The organism is Curtobacterium sp. MCLR17_054, from assembly GCF_003234335.2.
GTDB lineage: Bacteria > Actinomycetota > Actinomycetes > Actinomycetales > Microbacteriaceae > Curtobacterium > Curtobacterium flaccumfaciens.
In genome coordinates, this window is record NZ_CP126263.1 from 2,750,889 (window position 1) to 2,767,910 (window position 17,022).

The 17,022-nt window shown below is 72.7% G+C and carries 19 protein-coding genes and 1 riboswitch; of the genes, 7 read left to right on the forward strand and 12 right to left on the reverse strand.

Features of this window, described 5'->3' with window-relative positions:
- Positions 1-197: 197 nt before the first annotated feature.
- Together DEJ08_RS13000 and DEJ08_RS13005 are read right to left on the reverse strand one after the other, a co-directional pair.
- A complete protein-coding gene (locus tag DEJ08_RS13000) occupies positions 198-1,205 on the reverse strand; it encodes a LacI family DNA-binding transcriptional regulator (RefSeq protein WP_111029363.1) in 1,008 nt (335 codons plus the stop codon).
- The gene (locus DEJ08_RS13005; RefSeq protein WP_111054377.1) at positions 1,184-3,220 is read right to left on the reverse strand and encodes an aldo/keto reductase; all 2,037 of its coding nucleotides are present in this window, start codon (positions 3,218-3,220) and stop codon (positions 1,184-1,186) included. The genes DEJ08_RS13000 and DEJ08_RS13005 overlap by 22 nt, the downstream gene beginning before the upstream one ends.
- Positions 3,221-3,375: 155 nt before the next feature.
- Between DEJ08_RS13005 and DEJ08_RS13010 the strand changes: the two genes are divergently transcribed.
- On the forward strand, positions 3,376-3,924 hold the full coding sequence (locus DEJ08_RS13010) for a TetR/AcrR family transcriptional regulator (RefSeq protein WP_027466318.1): 549 nt from the start codon (positions 3,376-3,378) through the stop codon (positions 3,922-3,924).
- A 66-nt stretch (positions 3,925-3,990) separates the two neighbouring features.
- Positions 3,991-4,161: a hypothetical protein gene (locus DEJ08_RS13015; RefSeq protein ID WP_181438972.1), complete on the forward strand. Its 171-nt coding sequence runs from the start codon at positions 3,991-3,993 to the stop codon at positions 4,159-4,161.
- A 108-nt stretch (positions 4,162-4,269) separates the two neighbouring features.
- Here DEJ08_RS13015 and ribH read toward each other — a convergent pair whose 3' ends face one another.
- The 5 genes from ribH to DEJ08_RS13040 form a co-directional block, all read right to left on the reverse strand.
- Positions 4,270-4,749: a 6,7-dimethyl-8-ribityllumazine synthase gene (gene ribH / locus DEJ08_RS13020; protein ID WP_071406282.1), complete on the reverse strand. Its 480-nt coding sequence runs from the start codon at positions 4,747-4,749 to the stop codon at positions 4,270-4,272.
- A complete protein-coding gene (ribB, locus tag DEJ08_RS13025) occupies positions 4,746-5,435 on the reverse strand; it encodes a 3,4-dihydroxy-2-butanone-4-phosphate synthase (RefSeq protein ID WP_111029361.1) in 690 nt (229 codons plus the stop codon). Before ribB ends, ribH begins: the two co-directional genes overlap by 4 nt.
- Complete coding sequence (locus DEJ08_RS13030; RefSeq protein ID WP_071247477.1) at positions 5,435-6,088, reverse strand: riboflavin synthase; 654 nt, start codon at positions 6,086-6,088, stop codon at positions 5,435-5,437. Before DEJ08_RS13030 ends, ribB begins: the two co-directional genes overlap by 1 nt.
- 94 nt (positions 6,089-6,182) lie before the next feature.
- Positions 6,183-6,317, reverse strand: a riboswitch (FMN riboswitch).
- 313 nt (positions 6,318-6,630) lie between these two features.
- Positions 6,631-8,508: a beta strand repeat-containing protein gene (locus tag DEJ08_RS13035; RefSeq protein ID WP_111054378.1), complete on the reverse strand. Its 1,878-nt coding sequence runs from the start codon at positions 8,506-8,508 to the stop codon at positions 6,631-6,633.
- 87 nt (positions 8,509-8,595) lie between these two features.
- Entirely contained in the window at positions 8,596-9,924 is a 1,329-nt protein-coding gene (locus DEJ08_RS13040) for a hypothetical protein (protein WP_181438973.1), read from the reverse strand.
- A gap of 111 nt (positions 9,925-10,035) precedes the next feature.
- On the opposite strand from DEJ08_RS13040, the gene DEJ08_RS13045 reads away from it, so the two are divergent.
- Complete coding sequence (locus DEJ08_RS13045; protein WP_027466313.1) at positions 10,036-10,467, forward strand: GNAT family N-acetyltransferase; 432 nt, start codon at positions 10,036-10,038, stop codon at positions 10,465-10,467.
- 15 nt (positions 10,468-10,482) lie between these two features.
- Here the strand turns inward: DEJ08_RS13045 and DEJ08_RS13050 are convergent, their stop codons facing one another.
- Both DEJ08_RS13050 and DEJ08_RS13055 read right to left on the reverse strand, forming a co-directional pair.
- Positions 10,483-11,010 (reverse strand): Lrp/AsnC family transcriptional regulator, encoded by a 528-nt coding sequence (locus tag DEJ08_RS13050; RefSeq protein ID WP_027466312.1) that lies wholly within the window; start codon positions 11,008-11,010, stop codon positions 10,483-10,485.
- Between the two features lie 9 nt (positions 11,011-11,019).
- Complete coding sequence (locus DEJ08_RS13055) at positions 11,020-11,586, reverse strand: TetR/AcrR family transcriptional regulator (protein ID WP_071405114.1); 567 nt, start codon at positions 11,584-11,586, stop codon at positions 11,020-11,022.
- Positions 11,587-11,705: 119 nt separating this feature from the next.
- On the opposite strand from DEJ08_RS13055, the gene DEJ08_RS13060 reads away from it, so the two are divergent.
- A complete protein-coding gene (locus tag DEJ08_RS13060) occupies positions 11,706-13,181 on the forward strand; it encodes an MFS transporter (protein ID WP_111054379.1) in 1,476 nt (491 codons plus the stop codon).
- A gap of 174 nt (positions 13,182-13,355) precedes the next feature.
- A complete protein-coding gene (locus DEJ08_RS13065; RefSeq protein WP_111054380.1) occupies positions 13,356-13,805 on the forward strand; it encodes a phage holin family protein in 450 nt (149 codons plus the stop codon).
- A gap of 49 nt (positions 13,806-13,854) precedes the next feature.
- Here the strand turns inward: DEJ08_RS13065 and DEJ08_RS13070 are convergent, their stop codons facing one another.
- Both DEJ08_RS13070 and DEJ08_RS13075 read right to left on the reverse strand, forming a co-directional pair.
- On the reverse strand, positions 13,855-14,361 hold the full coding sequence (locus DEJ08_RS13070; protein WP_017888550.1) for a hypothetical protein: 507 nt from the start codon (positions 14,359-14,361) through the stop codon (positions 13,855-13,857).
- Positions 14,362-14,401: 40 nt separating this feature from the next.
- A complete protein-coding gene (locus tag DEJ08_RS13075) occupies positions 14,402-14,791 on the reverse strand; it encodes a DUF5997 family protein (RefSeq protein ID WP_017888549.1) in 390 nt (129 codons plus the stop codon).
- 33 nt (positions 14,792-14,824) lie between these two features.
- Between DEJ08_RS13075 and DEJ08_RS13080 the strand changes: the two genes are divergently transcribed.
- Together DEJ08_RS13080 and DEJ08_RS13085 are read left to right on the forward strand one after the other, a co-directional pair.
- The gene (locus tag DEJ08_RS13080; protein WP_284180470.1) at positions 14,825-15,649 is read left to right on the forward strand and encodes a LysR family transcriptional regulator substrate-binding protein; all 825 of its coding nucleotides are present in this window, start codon (positions 14,825-14,827) and stop codon (positions 15,647-15,649) included.
- Positions 15,646-16,116, forward strand: coding sequence for a GNAT family N-acetyltransferase (locus tag DEJ08_RS13085; RefSeq protein ID WP_111038132.1), 471 nt, complete (start codon positions 15,646-15,648; stop codon positions 16,114-16,116). Before DEJ08_RS13080 ends, DEJ08_RS13085 begins: the two co-directional genes overlap by 4 nt.
- Positions 16,117-16,286: 170 nt before the next feature.
- On the opposite strand, the gene DEJ08_RS13090 is transcribed toward DEJ08_RS13085, so the two are convergent.
- Positions 16,287-16,967, reverse strand: coding sequence for a DJ-1/PfpI family protein (locus DEJ08_RS13090; protein WP_111054382.1), 681 nt, complete (start codon positions 16,965-16,967; stop codon positions 16,287-16,289).
- Positions 16,968-17,022 lie beyond the last annotated feature (55 nt).

Consider the following 17,022-nt stretch of genomic DNA (forward strand, 5'->3'; position numbering starts at 1 on the left):
TTCGAGCCGGACCAGGTCGACGGCGGGTGGTACGTGGGGCAGACGAGACGGGACGCGGGATGGACACGCGCCCCGTCAGGACTCCGTTAGTGTACCGTCCGGACGGTTTTGGTTGCAAATGCAACTGACGACGGCCGGGAGGCCCGTGCCGGTCCCGCCACGGGCCTTGCGTCGGTCCACTGGTCGCGTCGTCGGGCCTACGCCGATTCGCGGAGCAGCAACCGGTGTCGCACCGTGCGCTCGACGGCCGCGCCCGAGCGCGGCAGCTCGCCCGCGAGCATGCCGAGCGCCAGGTCGAGGGCCTGGCCGGCGACCTCGTCGAGGTCGACGGCCAGCGTGGTGAGCGTCGGCGCGACGAGCGTCCCGAGCGGCAGGCCGTCGACGCCGACCACGCGGACGTCAGCGGGGACGTCGACGCCGGCACGACGACAGGCCGACAGCACGCCGAGCGCCAGCACGTCGTTGAACGCCAGGACCGCATCGACCCGGCGGTGCTCGGCGAGGATCCGTTCGGTCCGTTCGGCACCGGCCTCTGCGGTGGGCGCGGACGCGACGACGAGGTCGGGCAGGTACCCGCGACGCCGGAGTGCCGCGACCATGTGCTCCCCGCGCTGACTCGGCGCGCCGTCGGCGGCGGCGTCGAGCACGACGGGGTGCTTCACCCCGACGTCGACGAGGTGGTCGGCGAGGTCCTCGATCGCGGCGGTCGGGTCGATCCGGACCGCGGCGCGGGTCACCGGCCCCGAGGGGTCGAGCTCGACGACCGGGACCGAGCCGAGCCGTTCGATCCACTCCGGCGCACGGGACCCGAGGTAGCCGATCACGACGTCGGTCTGGGCACCGAGGGACTCCACCATCCGGTCCGAGTCGCTCGCGAGCCCGACGTCGGCGAGCATGACGTTCCACCCGCGGGCGGCGGCCAGGCCGAGCACCGCGGAGGCGAGTGCCGGTGCGTAGGGGTTCCGCAGGTCGTTGACGACGAGCCCGAGCTGGTGGTCGCCACCCGTGACGAGCCCGCGGCCGAACCGTGACGGACGGTAGTCGAGCGCAGCCGCGGCCTGGAGCACGCGGTCCTTGGTCGCCGCGCTGATGCCGGACATGCCGTTCATCGCGCGGGTGACGGTCTGCCGGGACACCCCGGCGGCCGCGGCGACGTCGATGATCGTCGCGCGGCCGCCCGGGGTCAGGCGCGGAGGTCCAGCCATGCCACCTGTTCCGGGGAGAGGTCGACGGAGAGGCCGGTCATGGACGACCGGGCCTCCGCGATCGTACGGGGTCCGAAGAGCGGGAACGTCGGGAACGGCTGGTTGAGCACGTACGCCAGGGCGATCGCCGTCGCGGGGACGCCGAACTGCGTGCCGAGTTCCCGCGCACGCCGGAGCCGCTCGAAGTTGTCGTCCGAGTAGTAGCAGCGGACGAGTTCGGCGTCGCTGGTGTCCTCGGGCGTCGCGCGGCCGGTGAAGAAGCCGCGGGCCTGCGACGACCACGGCAGCAGCGGGACCTGGCGTTCCTCGAGCCAGGCCTTCGATGCCGCATCGGTCGCGTGTTCGCAGCCGTCCCACGGCACGTCGTACGCCTCGGCGAGACCGAAGTGGTTGCTGAGCACCTCGAACCCGTGCTTGCCGTTGGCCCGTGCGTAGGCATTCGCCTCGTCGAACCGTGCCGGGGTCCAGTTCGAGCCACCGTAGACGCGGATGCGGCCGGCCCGGCGGTGTTCGTCGAGCACGTCGACGAACTCCCCCACCGGGATGTCGGGGTTGTCGCGGTGCATCATGTAGATGTCCGCGTAGTCGGTGCCCTGGCGCTCGAGGCTCTCGAGCAGCTGCCGGGTGATCGACTCCGGGTCACAGTGCGGGGTGTGGGCGCCCTTCGTGATGACCACCACGTCCTCCCGGATCCCCCGGTTCTGGATCCACCTGCCGAGCCGTCCTTCGAGCACCCCGCCGCCGTAGATGTAGCCGGTGTCGAACACGTTGCCGCCCTGCTCGACGAACAGGTCGAAGATCGCGCTGGCGTGTGCCAGGTCGGGCTGGTTGTCGACGCCCATCACCAGGCGGGACATCCGCTTGCCGACGCCCGGCACCTCGCCGGAGCGCATCGGGTTGCCGTCCTGCACGGTGAGCGGCCGGCCGGACACCGTCGGGATGTCGGCGGTCTCGGCCTCGAAGGGGTAGCGCAGGCCGATCGCCGCGCGCCACCTGTCGAGCGTGCGGGCGGTGGCGAGGGTCTCGTCGATGGTCATCTGCGCCGCTTCGACCCCGCCGGCACGCAGGGCGTCGGTGGTGGCGTCGGCTTCTCGGGCGTAGGGGTGCTCACCCGCGAACGACAGCGAGCGAGGGGGTTCGTCGACGGTGTGGATCTCGATGGTGGGGTCGTCGCCCAGGGTCCACGGGTCGGTGAGCACGATGCGACCGCGCGAGCCGGACACCGACACGGCGTTGTCGTCCTGCACGAAGACGCCGGTCCGGACCGTCGCCGTGATCCCGCCCCGGTAGGTGAGCTGCGCGACCGTCCACTCGTCGACCCCGGTCGGCCCGAGCGTGCCCGTGGCGGTGAGGTCCACGGGCTCGGCGACGGCGACCCCGGTCGCGGCCTGCACGATCGCCGCGGCCATCGTCACCGGGTACCCGCCGACGTCGAGGATCCCGCCGCCGGCGGTGCCGACGTCGAACAGTCGACCGGTGCGCTCGCCCGTCCGGAACGCGAACGAGGCGTCGACGTGGGTCACGTCGCCGATCACGCCGTCGCGGATCAGGTCGAGCAGTGCCGCGGTCTGAGGGTGGAAGCGGTACATGAACGCCTCGACGAGCGGCAGACCGGCCTGGCGTGCGGCGTCCGTGAGCGCCATCGCGGTCCCGTGGTTCACGGCGAGGGGCTTCTCGCACAGGACGGCCTTGCCGGCCTCGAGTGCGGCGATCACGAGCCGGGCGTGCCCGGTGTGCACGGTCGACACGTAGACGGCGTCCACCCGCGGGTCGGCGAGGACCTCGTCGTAGGTCCCGGCGGTCACATCCGTGAACCCGAACCCGGCGGCCTCGTCGGCGAAGACCTGCGCCCGCTCGGCGGACGAACTGCCGGCCGCGACCAGGACGCCCCCGCTGGCGGGCAGCTGCGAGAGGAAGCGTCGGGCGATGCCGCCGGGGCCGAGGACGGCCCACCCGGGGCGGTCGGTGGTGGTCGAGGTCGGGGTGGTGGCGGTGTTCGCCGTCTGCGCTGACATGCGGATCCTTGTCGTCTCGTGAACCTTCACGGTCGGCTCGACGCTAGCCGGTGCTGGAACGATGAGCAACGGTCCCGCGGTATTTCGTGAGCGTTCACGGCGACCACGGAGGAGCTGGCGTCCGCGACCCCCGGAACTGCTCCTAGACTCTCGGCATGGCCAGTGCCCGCGACCGCGTCCTCGACAGCTTCGTCGCCATCGTGTGCGAGGAAGGCGAGCGTCCCGCCACGCTCGACGCCGTCGCCGCGCGCGCCGGTGTCTCGAAGGGCGGCCTGCTCTACCACTTCGGGTCCAAGGCCGCGCTGGTCGAGGGGCTCTGCGAACGCCTGTCCGACCTGTCCGCGATCGACGTCGAGCGCATGCAGGAGGCCGAGGACGGTGCCGCGCGCTACTTCGTGCGCAACTGCCTGTTCGTCGGCAGCGAGCTGGACCTCGCCCTGCTCGCCGCGAGCCGCCTGCAGCAGGCCGGCTACGAAGAGGCCGGACGCACCCTCGACGACACCGAGAACGCCTGGCTCGCGACCCTCGTCGACGCCCTCGGCGACGAGCCGACCGCGCAGGCCGTCAAGCTCCTCGGCGACGGGCTGTACCACCAGGCCTCGCTCGGTGCCGCGAGCGAGGTGCGACCGAAGCGGGGCAGCGTCGACATGGAGACCCTGCTCACCGTCGTCGACCGTCTGATCGCGACGCGACCCGGAGCGTGAACCGGCACACCCCCGGCTGGGGATAGACTGGGGAACGATCCACTCGTCGACACCCGGAGGTATCCCGTGGGCCGCGTCATCGCCGCTGTTTTCTCGATCCTGCTGCTGCTGCTGTCGATGTACCTGTTCGGGTTCGCCTTCCAGGTCGAGTCGGGCCAGGCCTTCGTCTTCATGGCCGGCGTGCTCCTGATGAGCCTCTCCTTCTTCCTGCCGATCCACGTGTTCGGCAAGCGCTAGCCAGCAAGCACTGCCGCGAGCCAGCAAGCGCGGACCAGCAAGCACAGAACGGCCCCGCACCTCACCGGTGCGGGGCCGTTCTGCGTGGAGCGTCAGATCACGAGCCGATCAGACCGGGAGGCGCAGGGACCGCAGCGTCACCGCGGTGCTGATCGCCGCGTGTGCGGCCTCGGCGCCCTTGTCCTCCTTGGAGTCGGGCAGCCCGGCGCGGTCGAGTCCCTGCTGCTCGTCGTCCAGCGTGAGCACGCCGAACCCGACGGGCTTGCCGGTGTCGATCGCGACCTGCGTCAGGCCGCTCGTCGCAGCACCCGAGACGTACTCGAAGTGCGGGGTGCCACCGCGGATGATGACGCCGAGCGCGACCGCCGCGTCGAACCCGGCCTCGAGCGCGGTCTTCGCGACCACGGGCAGCTCGAAGCTGCCGGGGACGGGGATGACCTCGGCCGTCGCCCCGAGCCGCTCGACCTCGCGCTGTGCGCCGGCCAGCAGGCCCGCGGCGATGGTGTCGTGCCACTGTCCGGCGATGACGGCCACCCGGATCCCGGTGCCGTCGACCTGGTCGCGGTCCGCCGCGCCTGCTCCGCTCATCGTGTCGTTCCTTCCGTGGGCGCTGCGGTCGCTGCCGCCGCCCGGTCTGCCGCGTCCAGCCACTCGGCGAGCGCGGCGATGGTGATGACGGGCACGCCCTCGCGTGCCCCGAGTCCGACGAGCGCCGGCAGCCGCATCATGCTGCCGTCCTCGTCGACGATCTCGCAGATCGCCGCAGCGGGCCGGAGCCCGGCTGCGGTGACGAGCTCGATCGCTGCTTCGGTGTGCCCGGCGCGCTCACGGACCCCGCCCGGTCGTGCGCGCAGGGGCACCACGTGTCCGGGGCGGTGCAGGTCGTCGCGCACCGAGGTCGGGTCGGCGAGGACCCGCAGCGTACGGGCGCGGTCATGAGCGCTGATGCCGGTGGTCACACCGACGGCGGCGTCGACGGTGACCGTGTAGGCCGTGCCGCGGACGTCCTCGTTGTGCGCCACCATCGGCGGCAGGTCGAGGGCGTCGGCGATCTCGGTGCTGAGCGGCGCGCAGATGAACCCGGACGAGTGCGCGACGGTCCACGCGATCCACTCCGGCGAGGCGAGCTCGGCGGACAGGATGACGTCCCCCTCGTTCTCGCGGTCCTCGTCGTCGACGACGATCACCGGACGACCGGCGGCGATCGACGCGATCGCGGCCTCGATGCTCGACAACCCGAGTGCCTGCGGGACGGCACCGGCCTCGGCGACCATCACCGGGCCTCCGATCCGACGGTCTCGAGCGACTGCGCCGCGGCGTCGAGCCGCAGCATGCGGCGGACGTGCCGTGCCAGGACGTCGGTCTCGACGTTCACCCGGTCACCCGGCACGCGGAGCCCGAGCGTCGTGGCCTCGAGCGTCTCGGGGATCAGGCTCACCTCGAACCAGGCCGCGTCGGGCGCGGTGTCCTCGGGTGAGACCGCGCTGACCGTGAGCGAGACGCCGTCGAGTGCGATGGAACCCTTGTCGACCACGAGCGGGCTGAGTGCGGGCGCGAGCGAGAACCGCACGCGTCGCCAGCCGTCACCGTCGGCCGTCTCGAGCACCGTGGCGGTGCCGTCGATGTGGCCCTGCACGATGTGCCCGCCCAGGCGGTCACCCACCGAGGCGGCGCGCTCGAGGTTCAGGCGGTCCCCCACCCGGAGTGCACCGTGGGCGCTCATGTCGAGGGTCTGCTTCATGACGAAGGCGGTGAAGGTCTCGGGGGTCTGCTCGACGACGGTCAGGCAGACACCACTCGTCGCGATCGAGTCGCCGTGCCGAGCGTCCTGCACGACGACGGGGCCGTGGACGGTGAGCGCGACGGAGTCGCCCTGCTGCTCGACGGCGGTGACGGTGCCGAGTTCCTCGATGATGCCGGTGAACACTGGTGTCCTCTCAACGGGACTCCGGGGGCGTTCGACGATCGTCGGCATCGACGGACGGGTCGCACCCCACGGGTCGTGGGGTCGTCCTGTCCGCCCAGCGCGCCTCCCATCCGGACTTTCACCGTCGGTCCCGGAATCCCACCGGGTCAACCTCTGTCGGGTTCGCACCCGTCATCAGTTCGTGGACTGTCACCACCGGCTCGGAATTACACCGACCCCGGAGCGCTTGCGTAGTCGGAACGATACCCCAGGCCGCTGACGGCCGCGCCACGGTGGCCGCGCCGCCGTAACCGGGCGTCTCCCCCGGGCACGGTCAGCACGTGGCACCCGCGGCGTCCGGCGTCCGCGTCCGGCGTCCGCACTGCGACGATGCACGAGTCGATCGACGAGCGGTCCGTCGGAACATGCACACGCATCCGATGCGCCCACATGTTCCGACAGGACATCCGTCGATCCTCCGGTGTTCTGTCGTGGAACGCGCACGCTCCTCCGGGCACGGTGACGAGGGCGCCACGGTGTGACGCCCCTCGATCACCCGCCGGTCAGTGCCGGCGACGGAGCACGAGCGTGCCCGCTCCGGCGAGGAGCAGCAGGAGCGCGAACCCGGCGGGCAGGACCGGCGAGCCGGCTCCCGTGTAGGCGAGCTCCGGCTGGCCGTCACCGGCCGCGGCTGCTGCCGCGACGGTCCCGGCGCTGGTGCGGACCCCGCTGGTGGCAGCGGTCGTGGTGGTCAGCACACCCGCCGTGGAGGCCCGGGTCGGCTCGACGACGCCGACCGTGCCCACCGGGATGGTCGCCGTGCCGGGCGTGCTACCGGTGTCGGTGCCCGTCCCGTCGGTGGGGACGGTGCCCGGGTCGGTACCGGGGTCCGTACCGGGGTCGGTACCGGGATCCGTGCCCGGGTCCGTACCGGAATCCGTGCCCGGGTCCGTACCGGGATCCGTGCCCGGGTCCGTGCCCGGGTCCGTCCCGGGGTCGGTCCCGGGGTTCGTGCCGGTGCCGGGGGTGGTGCTGGTGCCGTCACCGACGATGCCGATCCCGTTGCCACCGATCGTGATCGGCAGGCTGATCACCGGGGTGACCTGGGTGCCGGAGAGCAGGCCGCCGTCGCCGGAGGTCGTACCACCGGCCGCCGGGGTCGTGGTACCGGTGGCCGGAGCCGTCGTGCCGCCGGTGCTCGTCCCGTCACCGAGGACACCGATGCCGTTGCCACCGATCGTCACCGGGACGTCGACGACCGGGGACACCTGCGTACCCGAGGCCGTTCCGTCCGAACCCGAGGTGGTACCACCGGCCGCCGGAGCGGTCCCGGTACCGGTGCCCGAGCCAGCAGCGGGCGCCGTGCCCGTCGCGGTCCCATCACCGAGGACGCCGATGCCGTTGCCACCGATCGTCACCGGGACGTCGACGATCGGGGAGACCTGCGTGCCCGAAGCCGTGCTGTCCGAACCCGAGGTCGAACCACCGGCCGACGGAGCGGTCCCGGTACCCGTGCCCGCGGCGGGCGCCGTGCCCGTCGCGGTGCCCGTCCCGAGCAGCCCGATGCCGTTGTCCGCCACCGTGACCGGGATCGAGACGGCCGGGGAGACCTGCGTGCCCGAAGCCGTGCCGTCCGAACCCGAGGTCGTACCACCGGCCGCCGGAGCGGTCCCGGTACCCGTGCCCGCAGCGGGCGCCGTGCCCGTCGCGGTCCCGTCACCGAGGACGCCGATGCCGTTGCCACCGATCGTCACCGGGACGTCGACCAGACCGGTCACCTGGGTGCCGGAGAGCAGTCCGTCGGTGCCCGAGGTCGTGGGCGCCGACGGGGCTTCGGCAGCCGGCGCCGGTGTCGCCGCCGCCGGGGCGGTCGACGTCGAGGTGCCGTCGCCGAGGACGCCGATCCCGTTGCCGGACACCGTCACGGGGACGGTCACAGTCGGGGCGACCTGGGTGCCGGAAGCCGTGCCGTCCTCGCCCGAGGTGCTCGGAGCGGGAGCGGCAGGAGCGGCAGGAGCCGGAGCGGGGGCAGCAGGCGCCGGAGCCGGAGCAGCCGCGGGTGCGGCGGCCGAGACCGCGTCACCGGCGACCGCCACGGCGTTGCCGCCGACCGTCACCGGTGCCGCGACGTCCGGCACCACCTGGGTGCCCGAGAGCGTGCCGTCCTGGCCCGAGGTGCTGGGGGCAGGAGCGGTCGTGGCCGGAGCAGTCGCCGGAGCGGCGGGCGTGGACCCCGTCGCCGTCGACACCGCGTCGCCGAGCACGGCGATCGCGTTTCCGCCGAGGGACACCGGGGCTTCCACGGAAGGGGCCACCTGGGTGCCCGAGACGGTGCCGTCGGCACCGGATGTCGTGGCCGCGTTCGCCGCAGCCGTGCCGCCGAGCGTGAGCCCGCCGACGAAGAGGGCGAACCAGAGCCCTCTGGAGACGTACTTGTTCATGGTCGTACTCCCTGATCGAGATCGTCACCGACCGCGGACGCAGCCGGGATGTGTGCGTGCCTGCCGTGGCGGACAGGCGCACCGATCTCAGTCAGGGGCGACGTCGTGCTCGCCGACGACCGATGCGGGGACCGCGTCGTCGGAGAGCGTGCCGCGAGACCCCGCGGCGAGGGAGACGATGTCGTCGGTCGAGCCGACGATGCCGACGGCTGCTGCGCCGCCGGAGGTCGAGGAGGCACTGCCACCGAGCACGCCGGCGTCGGCTCCGTCGAACGGGAGCCCGTGGCCCTCGCCGTCCGCGGGGACGAGCAGCGCGTGTCCGCCGAGGGTCGCGTCATGCACATCGACGGCCGTGACGACCGGACCGGCCGTGGCCGTCGTGGCAGCTGCGGCGACCGGCTCCGACGGGCGGACCCCGGCTGCGCGGTCGCCCACGGCATCGGCGGCGACGACGCGCGCGGATGCGGGTGTGGGTGCGGTGGGCACCGTGGCGCCCTGCGGGGCGACGGTTCCGGGCCGGACGGGTGCGTTCGCGACCGGCACCGACGGGACGGGCCCGGCGGACGGGTTCGAGCCGCCGCCCACCGGGAGCGCGGGGACGTCGACGACGGGGTCCGTGCCTCCTGGCAGGGTGCCGCCGACGGACGGGACGACGCCCTCGACCACGTCGGGGACGGTGCCGACGGTCGTGCCGACCGAGCCGAGCGTGTCGTCGACCAGGCCCGTGACCGGACCGGTGACGTTGCCGAGGGTGTCGTCGCCGAGGACCGTGCCGACCACCGGGACGCTGCCGACCACGTCGTCGACGGTGTCGACGACGGTGGTCACCGGGCGCGCGTCGGTGACGCGTTCCACGGTGCCGGTGACGGGGCGCAGGACGTTCGCGACGGTGTCGGTGGCCGGCCTGGAGGCACTGGTCACCTGGTCGACGACCTGTCGCACCGGGCGCGTGGCCGGGTGGGCCGCAGGGGCGGTCGTGGTCGGCTGGGCAGCCGGGGTGGTCGCGACCGGAGCGGGGCTCGACGGCGCGGGGGCTGCGGGTGCCGGTGCGGGAGCTGGAGCGGGTGCTGCTGGAGCCGGTGCGGGCGCTGCGGGCACCGGAGCAGGTGCGGGCGCGGGGGCCGGAGCGGGCGCAGCAGGTGCAGGTGCAGGCGACACGGCCTTGCGGACGGGATCCGTCACGCCGCCGACGACCTTGCCGACCTCACCGGTCACGCCCTGCACGGTGCCGCCGACGCCGTCGACGACGCTGCCGACGAGTCCGCGCTGCTCGGTCGGTGCGGCGGAGGTCGTCGCGGCTGAGGCCGGTCGCGCGCCGAGGAGCAGGGACAGCAGCACGAGGGCGGCGAGGGTCCCGACGCCCAGCAGGACGATGCGGAGTGCGGCGCGCCAGGGTGCACGCAACGGGTGGTGCATGCGCTCACCTCCTGATCTCGGCTGCGCACGTAGAGTGGTTGACCGGCAATGTACGCCGATCCGGTCCGGAACACACCCTGTTTCGGAAGAAATTCTCAGGAAGGGCCGTCCGTGGTCTCGATCTTCAACGCTCCGACCCGCAACCTGGACATCGTCACGCTGCACGAGATCCTGCGGCTCCGCCAGGACGTCTTCGTCGTCGAGCAGGAAGCCGCGTACGGCGACATCGACGGCCGTGACCTCGAGCCGGGCACGGTGCAGTTCTGGGCCGGCAACGGTTCGGTGGACGCGACGCTCCGCCTGCTCCGCGAGCCCGACGGCACCGAGCGCATCGGCCGGGTCGCCACCGCGAAGCACGCCCGCGGCCAGGGCCTCGGCGCGCAGCTCATGGAGGCTGCGATCGCCGAGTCGCGCTCGCCGAGCATCGCCCTCGGTGCCCAGTCGCACCTGGAGCAATGGTACGGCCGGTTCGGCTTCGTGCGCTCGGGGGACGAGTACCTGGAGGACCGCATCCCGCACATCCCGATGACCCGGAAGCGCTGACCCGGGTTCCGCGCGTCAGGCCCGCCAGCGCCGCAGTTCGTCGAACGAGCGGCCCTGGGTGGCCCGGTCGGCGACGAGGCGTTCGAACACGATGTTCGTCTGCGTCGTCGCCACCGAGGGGTCACCGCTGAGCTCGTCGGCCACGAAGTCCCGGAGCTGCTCGGTCGACTCGCACGCGATGTGCACGAGGAAGTCCTTGTCCCCCGCCAGGAACGAAACGTCCTGCACGACAGGCACCCGCAGGAGGCGCTTGGCGAAGTCCCGCAGTTCGTGGCGGGCCGCGGCGTGCACCCGGACGGACACCATCGCCTCGATCGAGAACCCGAGCCGGGCGACGTCCACCTCGGCTCGGTAGCCGCGGATCACCCCGGCGTCCTCGAGCGCACGGACCCGTGCCAGGCAGGTCGACGGCGCGATGCCGACGGCGGCCGCGAGCCGGTTGTTCGGGATCCGGGCGTCGGCCGACAGGGTCCAGAGGATGCGCTCGTCGACCTCGTCGAGGCGCGGAGCGGGGTCGGGGCGACGTGCGGGACGATCGGACACGCCTCGACGCTACCGCGACGGCGCGAGCAGGGCGCGGAGGGCGTCCTCGAGCGCGGCCGACACGACGGCGTCGTCGGCGGATGCCAGCGGTTCCACCGCGGTGGACTGCCGGAGCATCGACATCCCGAGCACCACCGCCAGCGCGATCTCGGCACGGACGAGCAGCTCCTCGGACCCCGCGCCGCCGACCGTGCCCGCGAGCCGTTCGGCGTACCGGCGCAGCGTCTCACGGCGGATGGCATCGGCGCCGTCGTCGCCGGAGGACCGGAGCAGGAGCATGAGCTGCAGGGAGTCGTCGTCGGTCGGGGCGCGCACGATGTGCGTGATGATGCCCGTCAGCGCCCGTTCGAGGCCCTGCTGGCTCGTCTCCTCGGCTCCCAGGTCGCGCACGACGCGGTCGAGGCAGGCGCGGAAGAGCCCCTCCTTCGAACCGAAGTACCGGTTGATCAGGGCGACGTTCACCCCGGCGTCCCCGGCGATGTCGCGGACGGTCGTCGCGCGGTACCCGTCGAAGGCGAACCGACGCCGGGCGGCCTGCACGAGCAGGAGTCGGGTGGCCGCGGCGTCCTTGCTCATGGAACGCAGCCTACCGGTCCTCACAGGGATGTAAGCAAGCGTTGACATGCCCTCTCGAACGCGTACGCTCGTCATGTCAGCAATTGTTTACATCGACGACCACGACGACACGGAGCACGATGACCGACACCATGCAGAGCCCACGGACCGGCTCGCACCCCACCACCGACGGACGCCGTCCGAACAGCACGGCGATCATCGTCTACCTGTCCCTCGGCGGCCTGTCCTTCGCGGTCCTGCAGTCGCTGGTCGCCCCGGCGCTCTCGACCATCGGGCAGGACCTCGGCGCCTCCACCAGTGCAACGAGCTGGGTGCTCACCGCTTATCTGCTCTCCGCCTCCGTGCTCACGCCGATCCTCGGTCGCCTCGGCGACATGATCGGCAAGCGCAAGGTCCTGATCGTCGTGCTGTCGATCCTGCTCGTCGGCGCCGTGCTCGCCGCCCTCGCACCGAACCTCGGCGTCCTGATCGTCGGGCGCGCGCTGCAGGGTGCCGCCGGAGCCGTGATGCCGCTGTCGATCGGCATCGTCCGTGACGAGCTGCCGAAGGAGAAGGTCAGTGTCACGATCGGTCTGCTGTCGGCGATCTTCGGCATCGGCGCCGGTGTCGGCATCGTCGCGGCCGGGCCCATCGTCGAGCACCTGTCCTGGCACTGGCTGTTCTGGCTCCCCGCCGTGCTCGTCGTCATCGCACTGCTCGGCGCGGTCTTCGGGATGCCGGAGTCCCCGGTCCGGAAGCCCGGCCGCCTGGACATGGCCGGCACGTTCGTCCTCGCGGTGTCGCTCGTCGCCATCCTGCTCGCCGTCAGCGAGGGCGAGACCTGGGGCTGGGGTGACGGCAAGACCATCGGTCTGCTGGTCCTCGGCGCCGTCGCACTGGTCGTGTTCGTCCTGGTCGAGCTCCGGGTCGCCGAGCCGCTCATCGACGTCCGGCTCTTCGCGGTCCGTGGCGTCTGGACCGCCCACGTCGTCGCACTCGTCTTCGGGTTCGCGATGTTCGGCACCTTCGTCCTCGTGCCGACGCTCCTGCAGCTCCCGACGGCGCTCGGCTACGGCTTCGGCAAGGACGTCACCCAGGCCGGTCTCTTCCTGCTGCCGACCGTCGTGATGATGGTCGTCGCCGGGCCCATCGCGGGCATCCTGGTGCGCAAGGTCGGCCCGAAGCCGCCGATGCTCATCGGCGGGTTCGCCATCGTCGCCGCGTTCGTGCTGCCGGCGATCGCACACGCCGAGCTGTGGCAGGTGGTGGCCTCCGGCGTCCTGACCGGCATCGGCATCGGCATGGCCCTCGCCGCCTGCTCGAACGCGATCATCGAGAGCGTCCCCGCGAACCAGACCGGTGAGGCCATCAGCGCCAACACGGTCGTCCGGACCATCGGCTCGAGCGTCGGCACCGCAGTCATCGCCGCGCTGATCACCTCGCACAGCACGCCGCAGGGACTGCCCACCGACGACGCCTTCACCATCGGGTTCTGGGCGTGCACCGGTGTGGCGGTCGTGGCCGTGCTCGCCGCCGTCGCCGCGCCGTCCATGCGTGCCCGCCGCGCAGCGGCCGCCGCCCGTGGGATCGACGACCTCGAGGAGGTCGCCGAGTAGGGCCGTGGGCCCGACCACCCGGGAGGCCCGTCCAGCGTCGACGACGCGGGGCGGGCCTCCCGTCCGTTGCGCAACCTGGGAACGCACCGGGCGCACGCGAGTCAGCGTGACGATCATCGGACCGGTCGCGTCCCGTGAGGGGACGCGGACCGCCGCGCCCGGACAGGAGACCCCATGAGCAGCACCGACCACGACGACACCACCGCTCCCGGACGGCCGTCGTTCCGCGACACCGTGACCGCCGGACTCGTGCAGAAGGCCCTCGAGCCGGTGCTGCGCGCCGTCCGCGAGGAGGTCGCCTCGGCGCGGCACGAGATCGGCGAGCGCGCGAGCGGTGCGAAGACCGGGCTGGTGCTCACCGGGGTCGCTGTCGGGTTCGCCCTGACGACCCTGGTCGCGCTGGCCGGCTTCGCGGTGGCGCTGCTCGCTCTCGCGCTGCCGCTGTGGGCGGCGACCGGGATCACCTTCGTCGTGTTCGCGATCGTGACCGCGATCCTTTTCGTCGTCGGCCTGCGCGGGATCCGGCGGGGTGTGCCGCCGGTGCCGAAGGACACGATCCAGGCGGCGAAGCAGCGGGTGACGCACGCGGCGGACGCCCCGACGGACAGCGCCGCACGCGACTGACGGACCCGACGGACCGGCTGCGGGGCCGCGACCGCCAGCGCGCGCTCCGCTACATCGCCAGGGTCATGCCCACCACGGCGACGGTCATCGCGAAGACCTCGCCGCTGCGGACGGCCCGCCGGTCCTCGCGGCCCCACTCGTACCGGAGCAGCCAGCCGCTGAACGCGCAGTAGCCGATCACGCCGGCGCCGAGCACCGCGGACAGGGCGATGCCGTGCCCAGCGTGGTCGCCGGCGACGCCCGAGGCGTGGCCCATCAGCAGCATCCCCGCCATCACGACGGCGGACAGCGCGCGGTGGACGTCCATCGGCTCCGCGCGGCGACCGTCGGCGCGGCGGCGACGCATCACGGGCAACGGCGCGAGCAGGAGCAGGAGGGTCGCGGCGAACAGGGTCCACACCGCTCCGGCGTCGACGACGGGCATGAGCATCGCGACGAGCATCACGCCCGCCGGCACGATCACGCCCGGGCGCGGTCGGTAGCGGTCACCGACGATGCAGCACACGGACGCGAACTGCGGCACGACGAGCATGGCGTCGGCGACGGTCTCGTGCACGTGGGGCGTCCTCGGTGCGGCGGAGTGGTGCGGGGTGGGGTCAGTCCTCGGCGCGGGCAGCGGCCTTGGCGGCGCGCTCCTGCTTCACGCGGGCGTTCTCGGCGTGCACGGCGGCCTGCGTCGCACGCTCGCGGACGAGCCACTCGGGCTTCTGCTCGAGCAGCGTCTTGATGTCCGCCGTCGTCAGGGCGTCGTCGATCCCCGCACGGCTCAGGCCGGAGATGGAGATGCCGAGCTTCTGCGCCACGACGGGTCGCGGGTGCGGGCCGTCGCGTCGGAGGTCCTCGAGCCAGGTCGGGGGTTCGGTGCGGAGCTCGTCGAAGGCGGTCCGCGTGAGGGGAGCGCTCTGGAATGACTCCGGAGCCGCCGTCAGCAAGATGCCGAGCTTCTTCGCAGCCGTCTCGGGCTTCATGGTCTGTTCCTGCGCCATGAGGACAAGGGTACGGCCCCTATGCTCGTCTGCATGACCGCGGCTCTCACCATCGCCTTCGTGCCGGGGGTCTCCCCCGCAAAGTGGGCCCGTGTCTGGCGGGAACGCTTCCCCTCCATCGAGCTCCGGCTGCGGCCGATCGGCGCCGACGACGTCGACGACACGCTGGCCGGCGAGGCCGACATGGTCTTCGCACGCATGCCCGTGTCCGAGCAGCACAACGCCATCCCGCTCTGGACCGAGACGGCCGTCGTCGCGATGCCCAAGGACTCCCCCCTCGCCGAACTCGCCGAGGTCGACCTCGCCGACGCCGAGGTCCATGTGATCGACGCCGGCCCGGTGCCGGCCGACATCGACGGATCGCTCGACCTGGTCGAGGCGAACGTCGGCGTCGTCGTGCTCCCCCAGTCGCTGTTCCGCGCCGCCAGCCGCAAGGACCTGGTGGGTCGTCCGCTCATGGACGCCGAGGGCACGCGCATCGCGCTGGTCTGGCGGGACGAGGACGCCACCGAGACCACCGAGGAGTTCATCGGCGTGGTGCGCGGGCGGACCGCCAACAGTTCGCGCCAGCCAGGAGGCCCGGATCGCGACGCCGACGACGACTCGCGTCCGGCTCGTGGCAGCGCCAAGGCCGGGTCGGGTGCCAAGGGTTCGTCCAGCGGGTCGGGTGGGTCCGGCGGGTCGGGTGCGTCGGGTTCCAAGGGCGGCTCCGCGGGCGCCGGCGGCAAGGCCAAGGCGAAGTCGCCCGGCAGCGGCAAGTCCGGCGCCGGCAAGAAGTCGAACACCGGCAAGGGGCCGACACCCGGACGCGGCAAGATGCGCGGGAAACCGAGCCGGGGTTCCAAGGGCAACCGATGACGGACACGCGGCTGGCACTGATGCCGGCCACGCGCCTCCCGGCCTGGCTCCAGCGCACGATGGCCGAGTACGTCGAGTCGCGGATGCAGGCGGGCGAGACCCGCGAGCAGGCCGAGGCGAACGAGCAGCAGTCGCGGGACCGCTGGTTCCCGGGCGGGTCCCCCGCCGACGGGCACCTCGTGTGGGACGTCACCGACCAGGACGACACCGTCATCGGGTACCTGTGGATCGGACCGCTCACGCCGGGAAGCACCGACTGGTGGGTGTTCAACGTCGAGATCGACGAGGCACACCGGCGCCGTGGGCACGCACGGCGGGCGCTCGAGCTCGGGCACCGCGCCGCTGCGGAACACGGCGCGACGAGCATCGGGCTGAACGTGTTCGGCTACAACACCGGGGCGCAGGAGCTCTACGCGGCGCTCGGGTACCAGGTGACGTCGGCGCAGATGCGGAAGCCGCTGGTCTAGCGCGCGGCGGCCGGGCGGCGGCGGCTGCTGCTGCTGCGGCTGCCCGGTCACAACACCCCGCGTGCATGGCCCCGAGCGGTCACGAAGTGTCGACTGGCCGCGCCCGGAACGACGTGTCGTGACCACTCGGCGGAGACCAGCGGGGATTCGTGACCGTCCGAAGGTCCGCGTCAGCGCAGGACGGCTGCGGCGGCGCGGGTCACCCTCGCGCCGCGCGATTCCTCGGCTGCTGCGCGGGCCCGGGTGACGACGACGGCGTCTGCGCGTTCAGCCGATCCGTGGTCGAAGGGCGGTTGCGGGTCGTACTCGATCTGCAACTGGATCGCCTCGGCCGCGGACTGTCCAGCGAGCTCGGCGGCGAGCCACAGCGCCATGTCGATGCCCGCGCTCACCCCGGCGGCGGTGACGACGGCACCGTCCCGGACGATCCGGGCGTCCACCGGCTGCGCGCCGAAGGCCTCGAGCATCGGCTTCGAGGCCCAGTGGGTGGTCGCGCGTCTGCCGGCGAGCAGCCCGGCGGCGCCGAGCACGAAGGCGCCGGTGCACACCGAGGTGATCCACCTCGCGTGCTCGGCCTGACGTCGCACGAAGGCCACGACATCCGGGTCGAGCATCGCGTCGAAGGCACCGTCACCACCGGGCACCACGAGCACGTCCGCGGGGCCTGCATCCCTGATCGTCACGGTGGGGACGAGCGCCAAGCCGCAGTCGCTCGGCACCGGGTCGAGTGTCGCCGCGACGTACTCGACGCGTGCGCCGGGCACGCGGCTGAGGACCTGCGCCGGACCGGTCAGGTCGAGCTGGGTCAGGTGCGGGAACAGCAGGAACGCGATCCGGATGTCGTCGGCCATGTCGTGACCATAGTCCCGGCGAGGACGTGCGTCATGGGCGGGCTGGCTCGTGCTT

Coding starts and splice junctions, on each gene's coding strand:
- ribH (WP_071406282.1), bottom strand. CDS start 4,749: ATGAGCGGAGCAGGCGCGGCGGACCGCGACCAGGTCGACGGCACCGGG.
- DEJ08_RS13065 (WP_111054380.1), top strand. CDS start 13,356: ATGAGCAGCACCGACCACGACGACACCACCGCTCCCGGACGGCCGTCG.
- DEJ08_RS13005 (WP_111054377.1), bottom strand. CDS start 3,220: ATGTCAGCGCAGACGGCGAACACCGCCACCACCCCGACCTCGACCACC.
- DEJ08_RS13075 (WP_017888549.1), bottom strand. CDS start 14,791: ATGGCGCAGGAACAGACCATGAAGCCCGAGACGGCTGCGAAGAAGCTC.
- DEJ08_RS13010 (WP_027466318.1), top strand. CDS start 3,376: ATGGCCAGTGCCCGCGACCGCGTCCTCGACAGCTTCGTCGCCATCGTG.
- DEJ08_RS13055 (WP_071405114.1), bottom strand. CDS start 11,586: ATGAGCAAGGACGCCGCGGCCACCCGACTCCTGCTCGTGCAGGCCGCC.
- DEJ08_RS13060 (WP_111054379.1), top strand. CDS start 11,706: ATGACCGACACCATGCAGAGCCCACGGACCGGCTCGCACCCCACCACC.
- DEJ08_RS13080 (WP_284180470.1), top strand. CDS start 14,825: ATGACCGCGGCTCTCACCATCGCCTTCGTGCCGGGGGTCTCCCCCGCA.
- DEJ08_RS13085 (WP_111038132.1), top strand. CDS start 15,646: ATGACGGACACGCGGCTGGCACTGATGCCGGCCACGCGCCTCCCGGCC.
- DEJ08_RS13035 (WP_111054378.1), bottom strand. CDS start 8,508: ATGAACAAGTACGTCTCCAGAGGGCTCTGGTTCGCCCTCTTCGTCGGC.
- DEJ08_RS13090 (WP_111054382.1), bottom strand. CDS start 16,967: ATGGCCGACGACATCCGGATCGCGTTCCTGCTGTTCCCGCACCTGACC.
- DEJ08_RS13000 (WP_111029363.1), bottom strand. CDS start 1,205: ATGGCTGGACCTCCGCGCCTGACCCCGGGCGGCCGCGCGACGATCATC.
- ribB (WP_111029361.1), bottom strand. CDS start 5,435: ATGGTCGCCGAGGCCGGTGCCGTCCCGCAGGCACTCGGGTTGTCGAGC.
- DEJ08_RS13040 (WP_181438973.1), bottom strand. CDS start 9,924: ATGCACCACCCGTTGCGTGCACCCTGGCGCGCCGCACTCCGCATCGTC.